Source organism: Kribbella sp. NBC_01484 (assembly GCF_036227145.1).
GTDB lineage: Bacteria > Actinomycetota > Actinomycetes > Propionibacteriales > Kribbellaceae > Kribbella.
Map to the genome: position 1 here is coordinate 2,389,560 of NZ_CP109437.1, position 20,651 is coordinate 2,410,210.

General features: G+C 68.5%; 18 protein-coding genes. 7 read left to right on the forward strand and 11 right to left on the reverse strand.

The window, feature by feature from the left end:
* Positions 1-110: 110 nt before the first annotated feature.
* The 7 genes from OG555_RS11735 to paaN form a co-directional block, all read right to left on the reverse strand.
* The gene (locus tag OG555_RS11735; RefSeq protein WP_329482855.1) at positions 111-1,004 is read right to left on the reverse strand and encodes a carbohydrate ABC transporter permease; all 894 of its coding nucleotides are present in this window, start codon (positions 1,002-1,004) and stop codon (positions 111-113) included.
* Positions 1,001-1,900: a carbohydrate ABC transporter permease gene (locus tag OG555_RS11740; protein ID WP_329482856.1), complete on the reverse strand. Its 900-nt coding sequence runs from the start codon at positions 1,898-1,900 to the stop codon at positions 1,001-1,003. The genes OG555_RS11735 and OG555_RS11740 overlap by 4 nt, the downstream gene beginning before the upstream one ends.
* Before the next feature lie 55 nt (positions 1,901-1,955).
* A complete protein-coding gene (locus OG555_RS11745; protein ID WP_329482857.1) occupies positions 1,956-3,239 on the reverse strand; it encodes an ABC transporter substrate-binding protein in 1,284 nt (427 codons plus the stop codon).
* Between the two features lie 197 nt (positions 3,240-3,436).
* Positions 3,437-4,468, reverse strand: a complete 1,032-nt coding sequence (locus tag OG555_RS11750) for a zinc-dependent alcohol dehydrogenase family protein (protein ID WP_329482858.1) — start codon at positions 4,466-4,468, stop codon at positions 3,437-3,439.
* Between the two features lie 73 nt (positions 4,469-4,541).
* A complete protein-coding gene (locus OG555_RS11755) occupies positions 4,542-5,063 on the reverse strand; it encodes a flavin reductase family protein (RefSeq protein WP_329482859.1) in 522 nt (173 codons plus the stop codon).
* A 13-nt stretch (positions 5,064-5,076) separates the two neighbouring features.
* On the reverse strand, positions 5,077-6,459 hold the full coding sequence (locus OG555_RS11760) for a serine hydrolase domain-containing protein (RefSeq protein ID WP_329482860.1): 1,383 nt from the start codon (positions 6,457-6,459) through the stop codon (positions 5,077-5,079).
* Positions 6,452-8,131, reverse strand: coding sequence for a phenylacetic acid degradation protein PaaN (gene paaN, locus OG555_RS11765; RefSeq protein WP_329482861.1), 1,680 nt, complete (start codon positions 8,129-8,131; stop codon positions 6,452-6,454). The genes OG555_RS11760 and paaN overlap by 8 nt, the downstream gene beginning before the upstream one ends.
* 100 nt (positions 8,132-8,231) lie before the next feature.
* Here paaN and paaI point away from each other — a divergent pair, with 100 nt between their 5' ends.
* The 6 genes from paaI to OG555_RS11795 all read left to right on the forward strand — a co-directional run bounded on the left by paaI (position 8,232) and on the right by OG555_RS11795 (position 13,574).
* The gene (gene paaI, locus OG555_RS11770; RefSeq protein ID WP_329482862.1) at positions 8,232-8,660 is read left to right on the forward strand and encodes a hydroxyphenylacetyl-CoA thioesterase PaaI; all 429 of its coding nucleotides are present in this window, start codon (positions 8,232-8,234) and stop codon (positions 8,658-8,660) included.
* Positions 8,657-9,859 (forward strand): 3-oxoadipyl-CoA thiolase, encoded by a 1,203-nt coding sequence (pcaF, locus tag OG555_RS11775; protein ID WP_329482863.1) that lies wholly within the window; start codon positions 8,657-8,659, stop codon positions 9,857-9,859. Before paaI ends, pcaF begins: the two co-directional genes overlap by 4 nt.
* Before the next feature lie 10 nt (positions 9,860-9,869).
* Positions 9,870-11,171 (forward strand): phenylacetate--CoA ligase PaaK, encoded by a 1,302-nt coding sequence (paaK, locus tag OG555_RS11780; protein WP_329482864.1) that lies wholly within the window; start codon positions 9,870-9,872, stop codon positions 11,169-11,171.
* 598 nt (positions 11,172-11,769) lie between these two features.
* Complete coding sequence (locus OG555_RS11785) at positions 11,770-12,303, forward strand: DinB family protein (protein WP_329482865.1); 534 nt, start codon at positions 11,770-11,772, stop codon at positions 12,301-12,303.
* Positions 12,300-12,815 carry a DinB family protein gene (locus tag OG555_RS11790; RefSeq protein WP_329482866.1) on the forward strand — a complete coding sequence of 172 codons (516 nt, stop codon included), beginning with the start codon at positions 12,300-12,302 and terminating at the stop codon, positions 12,813-12,815. The genes OG555_RS11785 and OG555_RS11790 overlap by 4 nt, the downstream gene beginning before the upstream one ends.
* A gap of 132 nt (positions 12,816-12,947) precedes the next feature.
* Positions 12,948-13,574 carry a TetR/AcrR family transcriptional regulator gene (locus OG555_RS11795; RefSeq protein ID WP_329482867.1) on the forward strand — a complete coding sequence of 209 codons (627 nt, stop codon included), beginning with the start codon at positions 12,948-12,950 and terminating at the stop codon, positions 13,572-13,574.
* 6 nt (positions 13,575-13,580) lie between these two features.
* Here the strand turns inward: OG555_RS11795 and OG555_RS11800 are convergent, their stop codons facing one another.
* Positions 13,581-16,814 carry a BTAD domain-containing putative transcriptional regulator gene (locus OG555_RS11800; protein ID WP_329482868.1) on the reverse strand — a complete coding sequence of 1,078 codons (3,234 nt, stop codon included), beginning with the start codon at positions 16,812-16,814 and terminating at the stop codon, positions 13,581-13,583.
* Positions 16,815-16,899: 85 nt separating this feature from the next.
* On the opposite strand from OG555_RS11800, the gene OG555_RS11805 reads away from it, so the two are divergent.
* Positions 16,900-18,252 (forward strand): serine hydrolase domain-containing protein, encoded by a 1,353-nt coding sequence (locus tag OG555_RS11805; protein WP_329482869.1) that lies wholly within the window; start codon positions 16,900-16,902, stop codon positions 18,250-18,252.
* A 4-nt stretch (positions 18,253-18,256) separates the two neighbouring features.
* On the opposite strand, the gene OG555_RS11810 is transcribed toward OG555_RS11805, so the two are convergent.
* The 3 genes from OG555_RS11810 to OG555_RS11820 form a co-directional block, all read right to left on the reverse strand.
* A complete protein-coding gene (locus OG555_RS11810; RefSeq protein ID WP_329482870.1) occupies positions 18,257-18,688 on the reverse strand; it encodes a VOC family protein in 432 nt (143 codons plus the stop codon).
* 82 nt (positions 18,689-18,770) lie between these two features.
* Positions 18,771-19,586 (reverse strand): ABC transporter permease, encoded by an 816-nt coding sequence (locus OG555_RS11815; protein WP_329482871.1) that lies wholly within the window; start codon positions 19,584-19,586, stop codon positions 18,771-18,773.
* The gene (locus OG555_RS11820) at positions 19,583-20,572 is read right to left on the reverse strand and encodes an ATP-binding cassette domain-containing protein (RefSeq protein WP_329482872.1); all 990 of its coding nucleotides are present in this window, start codon (positions 20,570-20,572) and stop codon (positions 19,583-19,585) included. Before OG555_RS11820 ends, OG555_RS11815 begins: the two co-directional genes overlap by 4 nt.
* Positions 20,573-20,651 lie beyond the last annotated feature (79 nt).

The following is a 20,651-nucleotide window of genomic DNA, read 5'->3' on the forward strand; positions in this document are numbered from 1 at the left end:
GACAGTCCCCCGCAGGCCCCTGCGCGCGTCCTGTGGACAAGTCGATCGACACGCCGTCACCGACGGACTGCGGCCCGTGCGTCGAATAGCACGGGCCGCAGGACGAACCATCAGCCCTTGAGGGCGCCCGCCATCAGGCCGCCGATGAACCAGCGGCCCAGCAGGATGTAGACCAGCAGGGTCGGGAACGACGAGATCAGCGCACCCGCCATGCTGGCCGCGTAGTCGACCTTCTGCCCGCCTGCCAGTGCGGCCAGGCCCAGCGTGACCGGGCCGTTCTGCTGCGTGGTGAGGAACAGGGCGAACAGGAAGTCGTTCCAGACCGAGGTGAACTGCCAGATCAGCGTCACCACGAACCCGGAGATCGAGATCGGCAGGATGATCCGGGCATAGGTCTGGACCAGCCCCGCGCCGTCCACCCGGGCCGACTCGATGATCTCGTTCGGCACGATGGTCGCGTAGTAGTTCCGGAAGATCAGCGTGCAGATCGGGATGCCGTAGATGCAGTGCGCGATGATCAGCGTCGGAATACCCCGGGTGACGTTCAGGTCGGTGAAGGTCACCCGCAGCGGCAGCATCACCGCCTGGTAGGGGATGAACATCCCGAACAGGATGAACGCGAACACGATGTTCGCGCCCGGGAACCGCCAGCGCGCCAGCACGAACCCGTTGATGGACCCGATCATCGACGAGATGATCGCGGCCGGGATCGCCAGCGACAGCGACCGGACGAGGTACGGCTGCAGCACGTCCCAGGCCTTGCGCCACGGCTCCACCGTCCAGACCTGCGGCAAGTTCCACTGCGCGGCGGCAGTGGTGTCACTGGACGTCTTGAAGCTGCCGACCACCACGACGTACACCGGGATGAGGACGAACAGCAGGAAGAGCAGCAGCAGGAGATACTTGATCGACCGGCTCAGCCGAGTCGTCCCATCGGCGCCGGTGCGTGGCTTCCGGCGAATCGCTGCCGCGGTGGTGCCGGTAGCGGCCTCGACAGCGGTCATTCGTTGGTCTCCTGCCGGACGGTGTACGCGACGTACGGAATGACGAGTACGGCGACGACCGCGAGCATCACGATCGCGATCGCGGCCGCCTTGGCCTGGTCGCCGCGCAGCAAGGTGTTCCACATCAGGATCGAGGGCACCTCGGTGCGGAACTGGTTCGGCCCGGTGATCGCGTAGATCAGGTCGAACAGCTTCAGCGACATGTGGCCGAGGATGATCAGCGCCGACAGCGCGATCGGCGACAACTGCGGGAACAGCACGTGCCGGTACAGCTTGAACTCCGACGCACCGTCGACCCGCGCCGCCTCGCGCAGCTCCGGCGGGATGCCCCGGAAACCGGCCAGGAACAGCGCCATGATGTACCCGGACAGCTGCCAGACCGCCGGCAGGGCGATGGCCGCCATCGTCGTCCATCTGCTCCCGGCGGTCCACCACGGATTCTCCAGGAAGTGCAGTTGGGTAATCTCGAACAGCCGGTTCAGCCCGCGCGCGTCGTCACCCTGGGACGGGTTCAGCAACCAGCCCCAGACGACACCCGAGGCGATCATCGAGATCGCCATCGGGAAGAGGAAGATCGACCGGAACACGCCCTCGCCGGTGACCCCCTTCTCCAGCAGCAGCGCCCAGACCAAGCCGAAGATCAGCGTGCCCACGATGAACAGCACCGTGAGCACGCCGAGGTTCTTCAGCGAGTTGAGGAACCGGTCCTCATGGAACAGGTTCGTGTAGTTCTCGAACCCGACGTAGTTCGCCGAGCCCCTGCGGGCGGTGTGCCGATCGGTCAGAGACGTGTTGAACGTCCACGCGATCAGCCCGTACACGAAGTACCCGAGCAGCAGCACCGTCGGCAGCAGCACCAGGGCACCGGGTCCCCAGGTGCGGATTCTTCCGTGCATGCTCAGCCCTCCACCACGATGACAACCACGTGACCGGTCCTCAACTCGCAGCGCATCAGCTCGTCTTCATCGCGTTACCGAGCGCTGTTTGCAGCTTGGCGACATCCGGGCTACCGCTGAACTGGCTGATCGCGGACAGGATGTCGTTGTTCTGGCCCAGCGTGCACGCGGCACCGTGAGCGCAGGACGGGACGATCGTGTCCTTCTTCCAGTCCGCCATCGCGCCCTGCTGGTACTTCGGGTAGTCCGCCGGGTCGGCGTCCGAACGGGCCGGGATCGAGCCCTTCTTGGTGTTGAACGCCTTCTGGCCCTCGGCCGAACCGACGGTCTTCAGCCAGCACTTCGCACCGTCGGGGTCCGCGCCGTTGGTCGGCAGCGTGAACGAGTCCGCCAGGAACTGGAAGGTGCCCGCGGTACCCGGCGCCGGCCAGTAGGTGTACGCCGAGTCCGGCACCTTGTCGGCCAGCTGCTGCGCGGCGACCCAGTCACCCATCAGCGTGTAGCCGGCCTGGCCCTTGTTCACGTACCCCAGCGCGTCCGGCCAGTCGATCGCCTCGCGGTCGGCGTTGGTGTAGGTCAGCAGCGTCTTGTACTTGTTCAGCGCGGCAGTCACGTCCGCACCGGACCAGTCGGTCTTGCCGTCCCACAGACCCTTGAACTTGTCCGCGCCCAGGTCGGCCAGCAGCACGGCCTCGACCAGCATCTCCTGGGCGAAGCCCTTGGAGATGGCCAGCGGCGCCTTCACACCGGCGGCCTTGAGCTTTTCCATGTCCGCGATCCACGCGTCCACGCTGGCCGGCGCGGTGGCACCGTCGATGTTGGCCTTCTTCAGCACCGCGGGGTTGGCCCAGACCACGTTCGCCCGGTGGATGTTGGCCGGGATCGAGTAGATCTTGCCGTCGACGGTCAGGTTGTCGACCAGGTTCTGCGGGAAGGCTTTGTCCAGCCCGTAGTCCTTGTACAGCTGACTGACGTCGTCGACCTGCCCGGCGTTGATGTAGTCCTTCAGCTCCGCACCGGCGTGCGCCTGGAACGTCGACGGCGGCTTGCCCGCCTGCAGGTCGTTGGCCAGCACCTGCTTCGCGTTCGAGCCGGCGCCACCGGCGACCGCGGAGTTGACGAACTTGAAGTCCTTGCAGTCGGTGCCGAACACCGACACGAGGCCGTCCAGACCGGCCTTCTCACCACCGTCGGCCCACCAGGTGAAGACAGTGACGTCCTTGTTCGCCGACGAGTTCCCGCCGCCGCTGCCGCTGTTGTCGCTGTTCCCGCAGGCGCTCACCGCGAGAAGACCCGCAGCACCCACCAGCGCCAAGGTCTTACTCAGACCACCACGCATGATTCACTCTCCGATCATTGGATGGAGCCGCCTGTGACAACGATGCCCCCTTGACGGTGCAACTCTGGGCACGCCGCGCGCCGAGTGTCAACGCTCCGCGCAGGCGCGTTGCGCAGACGTGACCCCGAGCCCTTCAATGGTGTGAGAGCGCGCACATTCGCGCGCGATCGAGCACACCGCGCAGTCGCGCTGTTCATTCAGGGACGCAGCAGAACCTTGATGGCCCGCCGTTCGTGCATGGCTTTGTAGCCCTCGGCCACTTCTGCCAGCGGCAACTCCGAGTCGAAGACCCTTCCGGGGTTGATCTCACCGGCCAGCACGTCGGCCATCAGATCCGGCAGATAGGCCCGTACCGGCGCCGCTCCACCGGCCAGTCCGACATTGCGCCGGAACATCGTCGGGATCGGCGCCTCGACCCCGTGCGGCACTCCCACGAAGCCGACCGTGGCCCCGGCCCGGGCGACGTCGAACGCGGTCGTCATCGCCTGTCCGGTCCCGACACACTCCAGTACGGCGTCCGCCCCGACCCCACCGGTCAGTTCCAGTACGGCGTCCCGCGCAGCGTCGCCGCGTTCGGAAATGATGTCCGTGGCACCGAATTCCACCGCAAGCTTCTGACGTGGTTCGTGCCGCGACATCGCGACGACCCGCTCGGCACCCATCCGCGCAGCCGCGAGTACGCCGCACAGCCCGACCGCACCGTCGCCGACCACGACGACCGTGTCGCCCGCCTTCACGCGAGCAGCCCGGGCGGCGTGCCAGCCGGTGCCCATCACGTCGGAGAGTGTGAGCAGTGACGGGACGAGCGAATCGTCCGGCACCTCGGGCGTTGCCACCAGCGTGCCATCGGCGTACGGAAGCTTGACGTACTCACCCTGGCCGCCGTCGGCCTGGTCGCTGCCGTAGCCGACCATGTTCTGGCAGGCGGTCTGGTAGCCGGCCAGGCAGTGCGGGCAGGTGCCGTCGCTCACCACGAACGGCGCGATGACGAAGTCGCCGGGCTTGACCGTGCGCACGTCGGCGCCGATCTCCTCGACGATGCCGACGAACTCGTGCCCGATCCGCCGGCCCGGGGTGACCTTGTTCTCCCCGCGGTACGGCCACAGGTCGGACCCACAGATGCACGAGGCAACGACTTTCACCAGTGCGTCGGTCGGCCCCTCGATCTTCGGATCCGGGACGTCTTCCAGCCGGATGTCGTACGGCGCATGAATCGTGGTGGCACGCATGTCGCCAACCATACGCATCCGTTGCGTCCGAAGAAGCGTGGGCTACAGGCCTCGATACTTCGGACGTAGCGGGTCAGGAAAGGGTGGTGTAGCGGCCTCGGCGGTGGACCAGGGGTGGGATCTCGTCGGGGCTGAGCTCGACGTGGGCGATCTCCAGTTGGACCTGGAGAGCCCAGCCGACTTCGGGCGGATCAGGTGTGACCAGCGTGCAGCCGGCCCAGGTGCTGACACCGACCGGCGCGGGACCCCACGCGGTGTCGGTCCAGTCGATCAGGCGGAACGGTCCACCCGGTGCGGGAGCCACGTACCCGAACGCGTCGGCGAGCTGTTGATGTGGCGCGCCGAGCAAGGACACCACCGCGGTCCTTGCCTGACGCAACGTTTCCCAGAGGTCCGACTCCGCGTCGATCAACCCGATCACGAACCCCGGCTCGCCGTCGGCGACCAGCATCGACGACACGGTGAGCCCGGCGCGCTCCCCGTCGTACGCCGTCGTCCACAGGCCCACCGGTGACGGCAGTCGCCCGCGGAACCGCCGTACCGGACTCCGCTCGGACTCGGGCGGCAAGAACGGGTGATCGCCGTGGATCGTCATACCCGCACCGTACTTAGGTGACCGTGACGCGATCCGGGAGGGTGAAGCGGTCGAGAGGGTGGGACAGGAGACCGCTGGAGCCGCGGACGGACTCGACCCGGCCGGCTGGGCCGAACGTGAAGCGGTAGGTCTCGCCGTACGATCCGTAGCCGGAGCCGCCCGCGACGCGGAGTTCGTCGCCGTCTGCCTCGAGCGGGGTGGGCTCGGCCGCCGGGTCCCCACCGGCCGGGTCGAGCACGTACAGGCGGCCGCCGAGCAGCGCGATGTCGGCGACACCCCACAGGTTCGCGTACCGGCCGGCGAACCGCTCGAGACCCTCGGACTCACCCCGGTCCTTCGACTCGGCCAGGTCGATGAGCTTCAGCACGGCCTCGGCCAGCTGGCTCGGCTGACCGTCGATCGCGTTGGTCAGCGCAGACACGACCAGCCGGCGCTCACCGTCGACGAGCGTCCTGGTCGCGTGGCCCGGGTACCCGCCGCCGTGACCGAACACATCCCGGTCGCCGACCTTCGTCACGGACAGACCGAGCCCGTACCGTGCCTTGCCGTCCTCACTGGTCGTCCACAGCGGGTGCCGCATCTCCCGCTTCGACCGGTCCGACAGCAGTCGGTCGTCACCCGGCAGATGCGCGGAGAAGTACGCCACGAGGTCACGGGCGTTGCCGAAGAACCCGGTCGCCGAGGCCAGTGCGTGCGTGTCGACGTGCTCGATCGGCACGCGGGTGTCGGCGTACGTCAGGGCGCTGTAGCCGGCGGCGTACTCGTCCAGCCGGTCCGGATCCAGCTCCGGGCCGAGGCCCGAGAGCCCGAGCTTGTCCACGATCGCGGTCTGGACATACGCGTTGTACGACGTGCCGGCCGCCGCCTCGACGACGAGACCGAGCAGGCCGTAGCCGATGTTCGAGTACTTGAAGCGGTCGTTCTCCGCGATCACGGCCGAGGTCTCGTGCCGCAGTACCTCGAGCAACTGGTCCCGGTCCGGGAAGCTCGTCGCCAGCTGCCACCAGTCGGCTTCGAGGCCGTCCCGGGTGACACCGCCGGCGTGGGCCAGCAGCTCACGGATGGTCCGCTCGCCGAGCGGCGTACCGACGATCTCGGTGACGTGCTGCTCCGCCTTGTCGTCCAGCCGCAACCGGCCCCGCTCGACCAGTTGGAACACGGCCGTCGCCGTGAATGTCTTCGAGTGGGACGCGATCCGGAACAGGTGCTGCTCGGTCAGCGGCACGGCGTTCTCGACGTCGGCGAGACCGTAGGCGCCGGAGAAGGCGATGCCACCTCCTGCATACACAGCGACCTGGATCCCGGGGATCCGCTGATAGCGCTGGTTGAACGCCAGCCAGCTGTCGTAGTAGGTGAGCGCTTCGCGCAGGTTCTCCGGATCCATGGCCTCAGACATGACGCCTAGATTGAATGACGCGGAAGCGACTCGCAACGTAAGCGCCGTCGGTGTATGTCGCGTTGGCGGCCGGATTCGCGCCAGTACCGTGGAAATCGCTGAAAGCAGCCGATTGATTGACGAACACCTGACCGGTCAGGTTCTCCGACAGGGCTACGCCGGCGTCGAGTGCGGCCTCGCGGGCCTCGTCGAGCACCTTCGCGTCGGTCGAGTAGATCCCGGCCGTCATCGCGCCGCCCTCGGTGACCGTGGTCCGGAACAGCTCGATCGACTCGTTGGTGTCGGCCGTCTTGACCAGGAATGAGACCGGCCCGAAGCACTCGCGCCCGTACACCTCCGCGTCCTTGGCGTCGATCGCGACCAGCAGCGGCGTACGGACCACGGCGTCCGGGAAGGCGGGGTGCTGGATCGCCCGCGACTCCAGGACGACATCGCCGTACTCGGGAGCGAGCTCGAGCCGGCTGATCACGGCCTGGTTCACGATGCCGCCCAGGATCTCGACCGCGCGCGCGTCGTCGCCGAGCAGCTTGCTCATCGCGGTGGCGATCCCGGCGCCGACCTCCTCGAAGGACTTGTGTCCCTCGTCGGTCTCGATCCCACCGGCCGGGACGAAGAGGTTCTGGGTGGTCGTGCACATCTGGCCCGAGTAGAGGGACAGGGTGAAGGCGAGGTTGCCCGTCAATGCCTTGAAGGCGTCGGTGGAGTCGATGATGACCGCGTTGACGCCGGCCTTCTCGGTGAACACGGTCGCCTGGGTTGCGTTCTGCTCCAGCCACTCGCCGAACTCGGTCCCGCCGGTGAAGTCGATCAGCTTCACCTCGGGCCGGATCGCCAGCGGCTTGGCCAGGCCGTCGCCGGCCCGCTCGACGGCCAGGGTGGCCAGGTTCGGGTCGAAGCCGGCCTCGGCGAGCACCTCGCGGCAGACGTCGACCGTGATAGCCAACGGCAGGACCGCGAGCGGATGCGGCTTGACCACCACGGCGTTGCCGGTGACGAGGGAGGCGAACAGGCCGGGCCAGGAGTTCCAGGTCGGGAAGGTGTTGCAGCCGATGACCAGCGCGACGCCGCGGCCGGTGACCGTGAACGTCTTCTCCATCCGGATCGGGTCACCCTTGGCGGGCTTCTCCCAGACGGCCTCGGCCGGGTAGCGGTTCATCTCCTCGTACGCGTAAGCGACCGCCTCGAGGGCCCGGTCCAGCGCGTGCGCGCCGCCGGCCTGGAACGCCATCACAAACGCTTGACCACTGGTGTGCTGGACCGCGTTGGCCAGCTCGAAGACCCGCTTGTGCAGCCGGTCGAGGATCTCCAGCGTGACCCCGGTGCGGGCGTCGATGCCGGCCCGGCGCCAGTCCGCCAGACCCTGCTGGGCCGCCGCGAGCAGGTCGTCCAGCCCGTCCTCGACCGTCCGCGGGTAGGAGACGTCCATGGTGATCCCGTACGGCGACTGCTCGGTGACGACCGTGCCCCGCGAACCCGGTGTCTCGACCGCGTACGTCGTACCCAGATGAGCCTCGAACGCGGTCTTGCCGTCGGCGGCCGCGGTCTCGCCGTACACCCGGGGGCTGGGCGACTCGGGGAAGGCAGAGAAGTAGCCGCGCCCGTGGATCGCTTTCAGGGCATCGTCGAGTCGCTCGCGGTGGGTGGCGAGCAGGTCGGTGCCGGTCGTGGTCATGGGTTGCGCTCCAAGCCTCGGGGTCTCACTGATGATGTTACAGTCGAGGGCGCAAGCGGCGGTAGAGTGTCACAAGCCTTCTCCTCGATGGGGCAATTCTGTGGGTGACGAACTGGCGGCCCGGGTGGCCGCGGCGATGTGGGCGGAGGACACCGCCAGCGCCGGCCTGGGCATGCGGCTGGTGGATGTCGGTGAGGGTACGGCGCGGGTCGAGATGCCGGTTCGCGAGGACATGGTCAACGGCCACGGGATCGCGCATGGTGGGTTCGTGTTCAGTCTCGCCGACTCGGCGTTCGCGTTCGCCTGCAACTCGCGCAACCACGTCACCGTCGCGCAGGCCTGCGACATCGTCTTCGTCGCCCCGGCCCGGCGCGGGGACCTGCTCGTCGCCGAGGCTCAGGAGCGGACGTCGTTCGGCCGGAACGCGATCTACGACGTGACGGTCCGCCGCGGCGACGACGTGATCGCCGAGTTCCGCGGCCGCAGCCGCCAGTTGTCCGGCACGATCATCCCCCCGGAGGAATCATGAGCCGTGAGGCGTTTCTGGTGGACGGCGTCCGTACGCCGATCGGCCGGTACGGCGGTGCGCTGTCCGCGGTGCGCCCCGACGACCTGGCGGCGCACGTCGTCTCGTCGTTGCTGAACCGGCAGGCCGTCGACCCCGACCTCATCGACGACGTGATCCTCGGCTGCGCGAACCAGGCCGGCGAGGACAACCGGAACGTGGCCCGGATGGCGGTGCTGCTGTCAGGACTGCCGGTCTCGGTGCCCGGTACGACGATCAACCGGCTGTGTGGATCGGGTCTGGACGCGGTCGCCTCGGCGGCCCGGTCGATCATTGCCGGGGACAACGACATCGTCATCGCGGGCGGGGTCGAGTCGATGTCGAGGGCACCTTTTGTGATGCCGAAGGCAACGACCGCGTTCTCGCGGCAGGCCGAGATCTTCGACACCACGATCGGCTGGCGGTTCGTGAATCCGGCGCTCAAGGCGCAGTACGGGATCGACTCGATGCCGGAGACAGCTGAGAACGTCGCCGAGGACTTTGGAATCTCCCGTGCGGACCAGGATCTGTTCGCGCTGCGGAGTCAGCAGCGGGCGGCCAAGGCGCAGGCGAACGGGCGACTGTCCGAAGAGATCGTGGCGGTCGACGTGCCGGGCAAGCGTGGCGCGATCACCGTCGTCGATACCGACGAGCATCCGCGAGAGACGTCCTTGGAGGCTTTGGCGGCCTTGAAGACTCCGTTCCGCTCTCCCGGGACAGTCACTGCCGGCAACGCGTCCGGGGTGAACGACGGCGCGGCCGCGCTGCTCGTGATGAGCGCCGACGCGGTCGAGCAGCACGGCATGACACCGCTGGCCCGGATCGTCGGTACGGCGGCCGCCGGTGTGCCGCCGCGGATCATGGGCATCGGCCCGGCGCCCGCCACCCGCAAGCTCCTCGACCGCACCGGTGTCGCACTGTCCGACATCGGCGTGATCGAACTGAACGAGGCGTTCGCCTCGCAGTCCCTCGCTGTACTGCGCGAGCTCGGGCTGCCCGACGACGCCGACCACGTCAACCCGAACGGCGGCGCCATCGCCCTCGGCCACCCACTGGGGATGTCCGGCGCCCGCCTCGCTCTCACCGCCGCCCTGGAGCTTCGCCACCGCGACGCCGGGTATGCGCTGGCCACCATGTGCATCGGCGTCGGCCAGGGCATCGCGACCCTGCTCGCCCGTCCCTAGGAGAGTTCCAATGCTCGGTGATGCGTTGCCCGAGGAACTGCGTGACGCCGGCGAACGGCTGTCCGTCGACGAGCTCCGGTCCCGTCAGCTGTCGTTGCTGCAGTCAACGATCAGGACGGCGTACTCGCGGGTGCCGCACTACCGGGCCGCGTTGGACGGCGTGGGATTCGCGCCGGATGACTTCAAGTCGCTCGAGGACCTGAGCCGGTTGCCGTTCACCGCGAAGAATGATCTGCGGGACAACTATCCGTTCGGGATGTTCGCCGTACCGCAGTCCGAGGTGGCGCGGGTGCATGCGTCGTCGGGTACGACGGGACGGCCGACCGTGGTCGGGTACACGAAGCGGGATCTGGACAACTGGGCCGACCTGATGGCCCGGTCGATCCGGGCGGCCGGCGGGCGTGCGGGCGATGTGTGTCATGTTGCCTATGGCTACGGTCTGTTCACCGGCGGACTCGGCGCGCACTACGGAGCCGAGCGGCTCGGGTGCACCGTCGTACCGGTGTCCGGCGGGATGACCGAGCGGCAGGTCGACCTGATCCGGGACTTCGGGGCCCGGATCATCATGGTCACCCCGTCGTACTTCCTGGCCATCGTGGACGAGATGGAGGCGCGTGGGCTCGATCCACGGGACACGTCGTTGCGGATCGGCATCTTCGGCGCCGAGCCGTGGACCGAGCAGATGCGCACCGAGGTGGAGCAGCGGACCGGCATCCACGCGGTCGACATCTACGGGCTGTCCGAGGTGATGGGTCCTGGAGTCGCGCAGGAATGCGTCGAAACCAAGGACGGGCTGCACATCTGGGAGGACCACTTCTACCCGGAGATCATCGACCCGGTCACCGGCGAGGTCCTGCCCGAAGGCTCCGAGGGCGAGCTCGTCTTCACCACGCTGACCAAGGAAGCCTTCCCGGTCATCCGCTACCGCACCCGCGACCTGACCCGCCTCCTCCCCGGCACCGCCCGCCCCGGCATGCGCCGCATGGAGAAGATCACCGGCCGCACCGACGACATGATGATCGTCCGCGGCGTCAACGTCTTCCCCACCCAGATCGAAGAACAGATCCTCCTCGTCGACGGCCTGACCCCGCACTATCTGTGCGTCTTGACCCGCCCGGGCCGCCTCGACGAGCTCACCGTCCAAGTCGAAGCCGCCCCCGGCCTCACCAGCCGTTCAGCGGCCGCCGCCCACCTGGCGCAGCGTGTGAAGGAGCGCGTCGGCGTGACGGTGTCCGTCGAGGTCGTCGACCCCCACGCCCTGGAACGCTCCCTCGGCAAGGCGAAACGCATCAAGGACAACCGCAAGACCTAGCCGTGCAGCTCGACAGGTAGTGCACTGCCCGAACGCCGTACGCATCTCAATCACAGGCAGAGGTGCACTAGGTAATCACCCCGTACTACCTGTTCAGCTGCACGGAACCCGCTAGAGGAAAGGTTGCGCCCGGGCCGGGGCGCGGCGGGCTTTGCGGACGGCGGGTGGGCGGATGTGGGGGCGGACCAGGGCCTCGACCTCGTAGTCCTCGAGGGCGAACTTGGTGGCTATCTCGCGGTACGACGAACCCGTGCGGACGTGGTCGACAACGTCTTCGACGGGGACGTCGGAGCCTTCGACGCGTGTAGAGCGGCAGGTCGAACCGTGGGTCCACGTCTCACCTCTTCGCGCGGTGCGGGCGCCTTCCCCCGAGCATGCCAGCCCCTTGGATCCACTTTGGGCACACACCAACCGATTCGCGGGGTGAAAAGTGGTTGGTGGGTGCTCGAGGTGGGTGTACGTTTCTCGTGCCGGTGGGCTCGACACCCCCGGCGGCGGAGAGGAGGTGAGCGCGATGTCGAGTCACAATGTCGTGCTGCCCGTCCGCCGTACCCGCGGCTGAGACCGGGTGGCTCCTCATCAGTACAGGAGCTTTCGAATGACCGAAGTACAGCGTCCGCCGCTGACCGCCGACGAGCGGGTCCAGCTGATCGGATGGCTCGACCTGCAGCGTTCCTTCGTCCGGATGAAGTGCGAAGGGCTCAGTGAAGAAGATGCCCACCGCAAGGTCCTGGACACCTCGCCGCTGATGACGATGGCGGGTCTCGTGGCGCACCTGCGCTGGAACGAGTACTCGTGGTTCCAGCTCAACCTCATGGGCGTCCCGAACACCGGACAGACCCCCTGGACCGAGGGCGGTCACGACGACGCCGAGATGTTCGTCGACGACATCCCGCTCGCCCAGTTGCTCGACGACTACGACGCCGAGTGCAAGCGATCCAACCAGACCATCGCCGGTCTCCCGCTCGATGCCGTGGAACAGGGCCCGTACGCCGCCAAGGGTGAGGCCGCCTCACTCCGCTACATCCTCTGCCACATGCTCGAGGAGACAGCGCGCCACCTGGGGCACATGGACATCATCAGAGAGCTCGTCGACGGCAAGACCGGCTACACGACGATGAGCGAAGCATGAGGCCGCCACTGACCGCCGACGAGCGGACCCAGTTGACCGGCTGGCTCGACCACCTCCGGTCGCTCGTCCGGACGAAGTGCGAAGGCCTGAGCGAAGCGGACGCGCACCGGAAGGTGCTGCCGACCTCACCGCTGATGACGGTGGCAGGTCTGGTCTCCCATCTGCGCTGGGTCGAGTACTCCTGGTTCACCCAGAACCTCCTGGGTACGCCGGACCACGGCGAGACCCCGTGGACCGAGGGCGGCCACGTCGACGCGGAGATGTTCGTGGACGACGTACCGCTCACCCAACTGCTCGACGACTACGACGCCGAGTGCGCGCGATCCAACGAGATCCTCGCCGGCGTCTCGCTCGACGACGTGGAGCGCGTCTCCTTCCGGGAGTCTGGCGCGGCGGCGTCGACGCGCTACATCCTGTGTCACATGATCGAGGAGACCGCCCGTCATCTCGGCCACCTCGACATCATCCGGGAACTCCTGGACGGCGCGACCGGCTACGAGCGGATGAACTGAGACCGTTTGCCCGGACAGTCTTCGCGGAACTCACCTCCGCGAAGACTGCCGCCGGCCGGAACCCGGTTACACCCGCGCCGGAGGGTGGATAGGATGTCCGGCATCTGGCACGGGGTAGCGACAAGAGGTGTGATGAGGGAACCCTCCGTACGCCGTTATTCCGGGCGATCCGTCGAGGAGTGGAAGGCCGCGCGCCGGGAACGGTTGCTGGCCGCGGCACTGGAGTTGTTCGGGACCGAGGGCTATCCGGCGACCTCCGTGGAACGCCTGTGCACACAGGCGAAAGTGTCGACCCGGCACTTCTACCACGAGTTCCAGAACAAAGAGGCCGTGCTGCTCGCGGTGCACGCGCAGGTGATCGAACTGGCCGTCCGGACCACCGGCGACGCGCTGCGCCGGACCGCCGACCGGCCGGTCCGGGAGCGGATCACCGCCGCCGTCGACGGCTACCTGCGGACGATCATGACGGACCTGCGCCGGGCCCGGATCTCGTACGTCGAGGTGGTCGGCACGAGCCCCGCGGTCGAGGAGCAGCGGATCGCGTTCCGGGAACTGCTGATCGGGAGTGTGCGCGACCTGGGCGACGCGGCGGTGGATCGGGGAGAGATCAAGCGCAAGGACTTCCGGTTCCTCGGGCTGGCGTTCTTCGGTGCGGTCAACACCGTGGTCTACGACTGGATGCTGGCCGATCCGCGACCGCCCGAGCAGAACGTGCAGGACTCGTTGCGCGAGCTGGCGGTCCAGCTGATCACGAGCTGACCGGCGTCACGACGAGCTGAGGCGCTTGCGGAGCTCCGCCACGGCCTCTTCCGTGGTCAGCGCCGCGCCGGCGTCGTACGCCGCGTCGAACGCTTCGTTGCCCAAGGCATCATGCAGCCGGTCGTAGGTGCTCCGGACGTCGGCGTCCGGGACCGTTCGCATGCCGCGCATCGCCGCCGCCAGCCCCAGTGTGCGCGCGGCCTGCTCGGTCTCTCCGGCCCGCAACTGCACGTCCGCGGAGGCCTCGATGATGATCGAGGCCAGCGGCATGTCCTCGGTCGTGAGGGCGAGTTCGACCGCATGCCGGTCGTAGCGCTGGGCCGTCTCGAGCTCGTCCCTGGCGACGTGCACCCGGCTCAGGTTGGCCAGCAGCATCGCCTGGCCGTGCGGCGCCATCCGCTCCGCCTCGATGTCGAGCATCGAGTACGCGCGTTCCGCGAGTTCCTTGGCCTCGTCCAGCCGGCCGGTCCGGCGGGCGATCCGCGACATCCCCAGGTAGCCGAGCGCCTGGCCGGCACGGGATCCGGTCTCCTCGGACAACTGCATGGCGCGCTCCAGGTCCGCGCGGGCGCCGTCGAGGTCACCGAGCTCGATCCGGCTGGCCGCGCAGGAGCCGAGCAGTTGCGCGAGGCCCTCGGTGGTGCCGAGCTCCTCGACCAGCCGGATCGCCTCGTGCAGTGAGGCGAGTGCGCCCTCGTGGTCGCCGAGATTGCCTTGGTAGCTGGCCTGCCCGCGCAGCGCCAGCGACGTACCGAACCGGTCGCCGATGGCCCGGAAACCCTCGAGCGCGATGGCCAGGTCGGCCGCCATCTGCTCGACCTCACCGTCGTTCTCCCGGAACATCGCCGTCATCATCACGCCCATGTTCCGGGTCCACGGATCGTCGTGCTCGCGCGCCGCCTCGAGCGCGCGGAAACACCCGGCCTTGTCCCGCCGGATCGCCGCCCACACCGCGTTGGTGAACAGGCCGACCCCGGACTCCGCGACCTGCGTGTGCCGCCGGCTGAGCCAGCGGACCTCGGCCAGTCCGCGGATCACCCGGGGGAAGGACCCGGCCTGGTCGTCACCACTGGACAAGGTGCCGAGCGCGAGCAGCATCACCGCCATCGCCCGGTCGATCGGAGAACTCGGACCAGGTACGGCGAGAGCCGCCTGCATCCAGTTGACCGCCTCGGCCGGACGGCCACTCATGTTCCAGTACTCACCGAGGGCGGCGACCATCTGGACCGCGCTCCGCGCCGAGCCGCTGTCGATCGCGGTCCGGAGCGCGTCGAGCAGGTTCTCGTTGTCGGCGGTCAGCCGGGCGATCCACTGGATCTGTTCGCCGGTGAACAGCTTCGGCCGGGCCCGCCGCAGCATCCGGCTGAAGTACGTCGTATGCGCGTGCCGGAACCGGTCGTACTCACCCGAGTCCTTCAACTGCTCAGCGCCGTACGCGCGGACTGTCTCGAGCATGCGGTAACGCACCGACCGGTCGTCGGCCGCGGCCTCGACGAGCGATTTGTCGACAAGTGACGCGAGCACACCGAGGATGGCCTCGGCGGGGAGGTCGTCGTCGCTGCAGACCTGCTCGGCCGCGTCCAAAGTGGCACCGCCGGAGAACAGCGACAGCCGTCGGGCGACCGCCTGCTCGTCCCGATCGAGTAGGTCCCAGCTCCATTCGACGACTGCTCGCAGCGTCTGGTGCCGGGGTAGTGCGGTCCGCGAACCGCTGGTCAGCAGGCGGAACCGGTCGGTCAGCCGATCGACGATCGCGAGCGGAGTGAGGGCCCGGAGCCGCGCCGCCGCCAGCTCGATCGCGAGCGGCATCCCGTCCAGCCGTCGGCAGATCTCGGCGACCGCCTCGCGGTTGCTGTCGGTCAGCTCGAAGTCGGGCCGAACCGCGCGGGCACGGTCGACGAACAACTGCATCGCCGGGTACTCGTCGTCCAGGCTGTGCTCCGGCGGCAGGCCGAGCGGACCGACCGGGTGCAGGTGCTCGCCTTGAATGCTCAGCGGCTCACGGCTGGTCGTCAGTACCCGAAGCCGCGGACACGCGGCGAGCAGGGAGTCGACGAGTCCGGCGACCTCTGCCACCAGGTGCTCGCAGTTGTCGAGGACGAGCAGGATCCGGCGGTCGCCGATCACCTCGACCAGTCGCAGCGTCGCGGCCCGGCTGGTCGGGAACGGCTTGCTGAACGTCCTCGGCGGCAGGTCGACGTACTCGCTCGCGCCCAGCGTGGACAGCACCGCGGGCGCCACGTCGGCGGCGTCACCGAGCGGTGCGAGTTCCACGAACCAGATGCCGTCGCCACTGTGGTCCACCAGGGTCCGGCCGGTCTCCGTCGCCAGTCTGGTCTTCCCGGCGCCACCGGGGCCGACCATGGTGACCAGGCGGGTCCCGTTGCTGAGCAGCCGCGTCAGCTCGGCTACGTCGTCACGCCGCCCGACGAAGCTGGTCATCGGCGCCCTGAGGTTGCTGTGCGGCGCCGACGGCGCTGCGACGGGTACGGCGGTCGCCTTGGCTACCGGGTCGAGCGAGTCCCCGCGGAGTACGGCGACATGCAGGTCGCGGAGGCGAGTGCCCGGATCTGTACCGAGCTCGTCGGCGAGAGTGGTCCGGACACGTTCGTACGCCGCCAACGCCTCGGCTTGCCGGCCATCGGCGTACAGGGCTCTGATCAGGAGTTCGTGGAGGCGCTCGCGGAGCGGGTGGGCGGCGGCCAGGTGTTCGAGCTCGGTGATCACTTCGCGGGCGTGGCCGCAGGTGACGGCGGCTTCGGCCAGATCCTCGGCCGCGGCGAGCCTGAGCTCGGCCAGGCGGTCCGCCTCGATTGCGGCGAACGGCAGGTCGCGCAGGTCGGTGAGCGCCTCACCACGCCAGAGCCGCTCGGCCTGGGTGAGCAGCGTGTGCGCCTGCTCCGGGTCGGACGCGAGCAGCCCGCGACCACGCCGTACGAGGTCCTCGAACTGGAGGGCGTCGACACAGTCCGGACCGATGGTCAGCGTGTAGCCGGCCGGGCCGGACTGGACCGAGATGCTCGACTCGGTCACCGGGAGGCTCGCGCGCAGGCGGGACACCAGCGACTGCAGTGCGTTTGCGCTCGGGGCCTCGCTGCCCCACAGACCGTCGACCAGCGTCTCGACGCTCACCGGGCGGCCGGCGCTCAACGCGAGCCGTGCGAGCAAGCCGCGCAGCCGGACTCCGCGGACGTCCAGCGGAGTCCCGTCAGCCGCCCACATCGCGAGAGGCCCAAGCACCGCTATGCGCACTCCACCAGCGTCGCACATGACCCGTCCCAACACCCCTGCCTTTTGTCATTTGGTTCCCTTAAGGTCAGGGTTCGTGACAGATATCGCCGCGCAGACGCAGACCGCCCTTTCTCGCATCGTTGCCGACCGTCAGGCCAAAGGCCGGGTCCCCGGAGTGGTGGGCGCCGTCGCCCGCGCGGGCTCGCTGGCCTGGTCGACCGGTGTCGGGTCGGCCGACCTGGAGAGTCCGGGCATACCACCGACAGCCGACTCGCAGTTCCTGATCGCATCGCAGAGCAAGACGCTGACCGCGGTCGCGGTGATGGCGCTGCGCGACGAGGGCAAGCTGAGCCTCGACGACACCGTCGAGAAGCTGATCCCGGAGAGCAAGCACGAGGGCATCACCGTCCGGCAGATGCTCAGCCACGCCAGCGGCATGCAGCGTGAGCCGGTCGGCGACGTCTGGGACCTGATGGAATTCCCGGACCGCGCCGAGCTGGTCTCGGGCTGGAACGAGGCCGAGCGGGTCGGCAAGCCGCACCACCGGCTCCACTACTCGAACCTCGTCTTCTCGCTGCTCGGTGAGATCGTCGCCCGGCTCGACGGACGGCCCTGGTACGACGCGATCAAGGCCCGGATCCTCGACCCGCTGGAGATGCGCCGGACCACGATCGGGATGGACGGTGGACCGGCCGCCACCGGGTACTACGTGCCGCCGTTCTCCGACGTACCGGTGCAGGAGCCGCTGCTGAACCTGGGCGCGATGGACGCGTGCGGCGGGCTCGCGTCGACGGCTGCGGATCTGGCGAAGTGGGCCATGTTCGTCGCGAACCCGATCGACGAGGTGCTGTCGAAGGACACCCTGGACGAGATGTGCCAGGTGCAGATCATGGCCGACGTGGACCGGTGGCAGCTCGCCTTCGGGCTCGGGTTCATGATCCTGCGCCGCGGCGACCGCTTGTTCGTCGGCCATGACGGCGGGATGCCGGGTCACATCACGTCGACGTTCGTGCACCGCGAGTCGGGTACGGCGGGGATCGCGCTCTTCGGCGCGACCTCGTCCCCCGCACCGAGCGCGCTGGCCACGGACCTGGTCATCAAGGTCCTCGAGGACGACCCGCTGCCCACCGAGCCGTGGGTCCCCGGCACCGCCGTGCCGCCGGAGCTCGCCGGCGTCCTCGGCACCTGGTTCTCCGAGGGCAGCCCGTTCGTCTTCTCGGTCAAGAACGGCACCCTCCAGGCCAAGTCCCCAGCAGCAGCCGAGTACCAGGCACCGGCCGTCTTCGAGCGCATCTCCGAGGACATCTACCGCACCATCTCCGGCCGTGAACGCGGCGAACTCCTCCGCATCACCCGCACCCCCGACGGCACTCCCGAAAAGTTGCACTGGGCAACCTACCTCTGCACCCGCCAACCCCTCGCCTTCGCCGACCTCACCACCACCTGAGGGGTCAGACGACGCAGAAGTCGTTGCCTTCTGGGTCGTGCATCCAGAGGTGGTCGAGAGTGGTGGTGTTGTCGACGGGGACCTCGCGGACGAGGGTGGCGCCGGCGGTGAGGAGGGACTCGGCGGTGGCGCGGATGCGTTGTTCGCGGAGGTGCTGGGGTTCGGCGCGGCCGCCGCTGACCTGGAGGTCGAGGTGGAGGCGGTTCTTCGCCGTGCGCGGTTCGGGGACCTTGAGGAAGGAGAGGGCGGGCAGTACGCCGGTCGGATCGGTGATGCTCGCGCCGTCGTTCCACTCGTCCGCGGGGACGTTCTGGTCGGTGAGGAACGCTTCCCAGCTGCCCAGCCCTTCGGCGGATCCGCGTCGACATAGCCGAGCGCCGTACACCAGAACCGCGCCACCAGCGCCGGGTCGGCGCAGTCGATCGTGATCGTCCACTTCGTCGTCATGCCGCCCACTCTCGCGGACGGCACGGACAAAAAGGGGGCGCCGGGGAAGTTCCCCGGCGCCCCAGGATCGGTCAGGTACGGCGGCGGTAGGCGCGGATCGCCAGCGGGGCGAAGACCGCGACCAGGCCGACCATCCAGGCGAGCGTGATCAGCAGCGGCTTCTGCAGATCGCCGCCCAGCATCAGGGCCCGCATGGTGTCGACCAGGTACTTCACCGGGTTCACCTTCACGAACGCCTGCAGGAAGCCGGGCAGCGTGCTGGTCTGGACGAACACGTTGCTGCCGAAGGTGAGCGGGAACATCACCAGGAACGCGACGCCCTGCACACCCTGCGCGGTCTTCAGCGACAGCCCGAGCCACACCCAGATCCAGCACATCGACAGCGCGAACAGCAGCACGATCACGAGCGCCAGCAGCCCGTTGCCGATCCCGTTCTGGAACCGGAACCCGAGCGCGAACCCGGTCCCCATCAGGATCACGATCGACAGCGTGTACCGCACCGCGTCCCCGAGGACGGCGCCGACCAACGGCGCGATCCGTGCGATCGGCAGACTGCGGAACCGGTCGAACACGCCCTTGGCGAAGTCGTCGTTCAGCGCCACCCCGGTGCCCATCGTGGAGAACACCACGGTCTGCACCAGCAGCCCCGGCAGCAGGTACGGCAGATAGTCGTGCCAGGTCCCGCCCTGGGCGATCGCGCCGCCGAAGACGAACAGGAACAGCACCAGGAAGATGATCGGCTGGAACGTCACGTCCGCCAGGGCTTCGGGGTTCTGCCGGATCCGGACGATGTTGCGCCACGCCAGCGTCAGGCTCTGCTGCACCCAGGCGAACGGATTGGTACGGCGGCCCGCGTGGGCCGGTGTGTCAGCTACAGCGATGCTCATCGAGCCGCTCCTTCCAGGACAGCGTCGAACTTCTTCTCTTCGGCGGTGTGCCCGGTGAGGGCGAGGAAGACCTCGTCCAGGCTGGGCAGCCGCAGGGCCAGCTCGGTGACGGCGATGCCTTCCTCGTCGAGGCGGCGGACCACCACCGGCAGCGACGTACCGTCGGTCACCGGCGCGCTGACACGTGCGTTCACCACGTCCACGGTCGGGCGGACGCCGACCGACTCGGCGACGATGGCCGCGACTCGCTCGAGGTGCGCCGGCTCGGCCGGGCTGACGTCCAAGGACTGCTTGCCGGCCTGCGCCTTCAGCTCGGCCGGCCGGCCGGAGGCGACCACCTTGCCCTTGTCGAACACCATGATCGAGTCGGCCAGCGCGTCGGCCTCCTCCAGGTACTGCGTGGTGAGGAGCACCGTGGTCCCGTCGAGCACCAGGTTGCGGATCGTCTCCCAGACGCCGTTGCGGGCGTGCGGGTCGAGACCGGTGGTGGGCTCGTCCAGGTACAGGATGCTCGGGTGGCCGACCAGGCTGGCGGCCAGGTCGAGGCGCCGGCGCATACCGCCGGAGTACGTCTTGGCGATCCGGTCACCGGCGTCGGTCAGCTCGAACCGCTCGAGCAACTCGACCGCGCGGGCCCGGGACTGCTCCCGCGAGTACCCGAGAAGCCGGCCGATCATGACCAGGTTCCGGCGGCCGGACATGTCCTCGTCGACCGAGGCGTACTGCCCGGTCAGCCCGATGATTCCGCGCACCTTGCTCGCGTCCCGGACGACGTCGTACCCGCCGACCGTGGCGCGGCCGGCGTCGGGACGGAGCAAGGTGCCGAGGATGCGGACCGCCGTGGTCTTGCCGGCGCCGTTGGGGCCGAGGACACCGAGGACGGTGCCGGTCGGCACACTCAGGTCGACGCCGGCCAGGGCGGTGGTGTTGCCATATTTCTTGACCAAGCCGGTTGCCTCGATGGCGACCTGGTTCGTTGTGGTCATCGGTTCCTCCCAGTGGACTCACTTCACTGGGACTACCGTGCGGCACCGCTCTGGCGCCGCCCTGGCACTCGGCTGTCAG

Excerpts from the sequence above, each read along its gene's own strand:
- OG555_RS11735 (WP_329482855.1), bottom strand. The coding sequence starts at position 1,004 with ATGACCGCTGTCGAGGCCGCTACCGGCACCACCGCGGCAGCGATTCGC.
- OG555_RS11740 (WP_329482856.1), bottom strand. The coding sequence starts at position 1,900 with ATGCACGGAAGAATCCGCACCTGGGGACCCGGTGCCCTGGTGCTGCTG.
- OG555_RS11745 (WP_329482857.1), bottom strand. The coding sequence starts at position 3,239 with ATGCGTGGTGGTCTGAGTAAGACCTTGGCGCTGGTGGGTGCTGCGGGT.
- OG555_RS11750 (WP_329482858.1), bottom strand. The coding sequence starts at position 4,468 with ATGCGTGCCACCACGATTCATGCGCCGTACGACATCCGGCTGGAAGAC.
- OG555_RS11755 (WP_329482859.1), bottom strand. The coding sequence starts at position 5,063 with ATGACGATCCACGGCGATCACCCGTTCTTGCCGCCCGAGTCCGAGCGG.
- OG555_RS11760 (WP_329482860.1), bottom strand. The coding sequence starts at position 6,459 with ATGTCTGAGGCCATGGATCCGGAGAACCTGCGCGAAGCGCTCACCTAC.
- paaN (WP_329482861.1), bottom strand. The coding sequence starts at position 8,131 with ATGACCACGACCGGCACCGACCTGCTCGCCACCCACCGCGAGCGACTC.
- pcaF (WP_329482863.1), top strand. The coding sequence starts at position 8,657 with ATGAGCCGTGAGGCGTTTCTGGTGGACGGCGTCCGTACGCCGATCGGC.
- paaK (WP_329482864.1), top strand. The coding sequence starts at position 9,870 with ATGCTCGGTGATGCGTTGCCCGAGGAACTGCGTGACGCCGGCGAACGG.
- OG555_RS11785 (WP_329482865.1), top strand. The coding sequence starts at position 11,770 with ATGACCGAAGTACAGCGTCCGCCGCTGACCGCCGACGAGCGGGTCCAG.
- OG555_RS11790 (WP_329482866.1), top strand. The coding sequence starts at position 12,300 with ATGAGGCCGCCACTGACCGCCGACGAGCGGACCCAGTTGACCGGCTGG.
- OG555_RS11795 (WP_329482867.1), top strand. The coding sequence starts at position 12,948 with ATGAGGGAACCCTCCGTACGCCGTTATTCCGGGCGATCCGTCGAGGAG.
- OG555_RS11815 (WP_329482871.1), bottom strand. The coding sequence starts at position 19,586 with ATGAGCATCGCTGTAGCTGACACACCGGCCCACGCGGGCCGCCGTACC.
- OG555_RS11820 (WP_329482872.1), bottom strand. The coding sequence starts at position 20,572 with ATGACCACAACGAACCAGGTCGCCATCGAGGCAACCGGCTTGGTCAAG.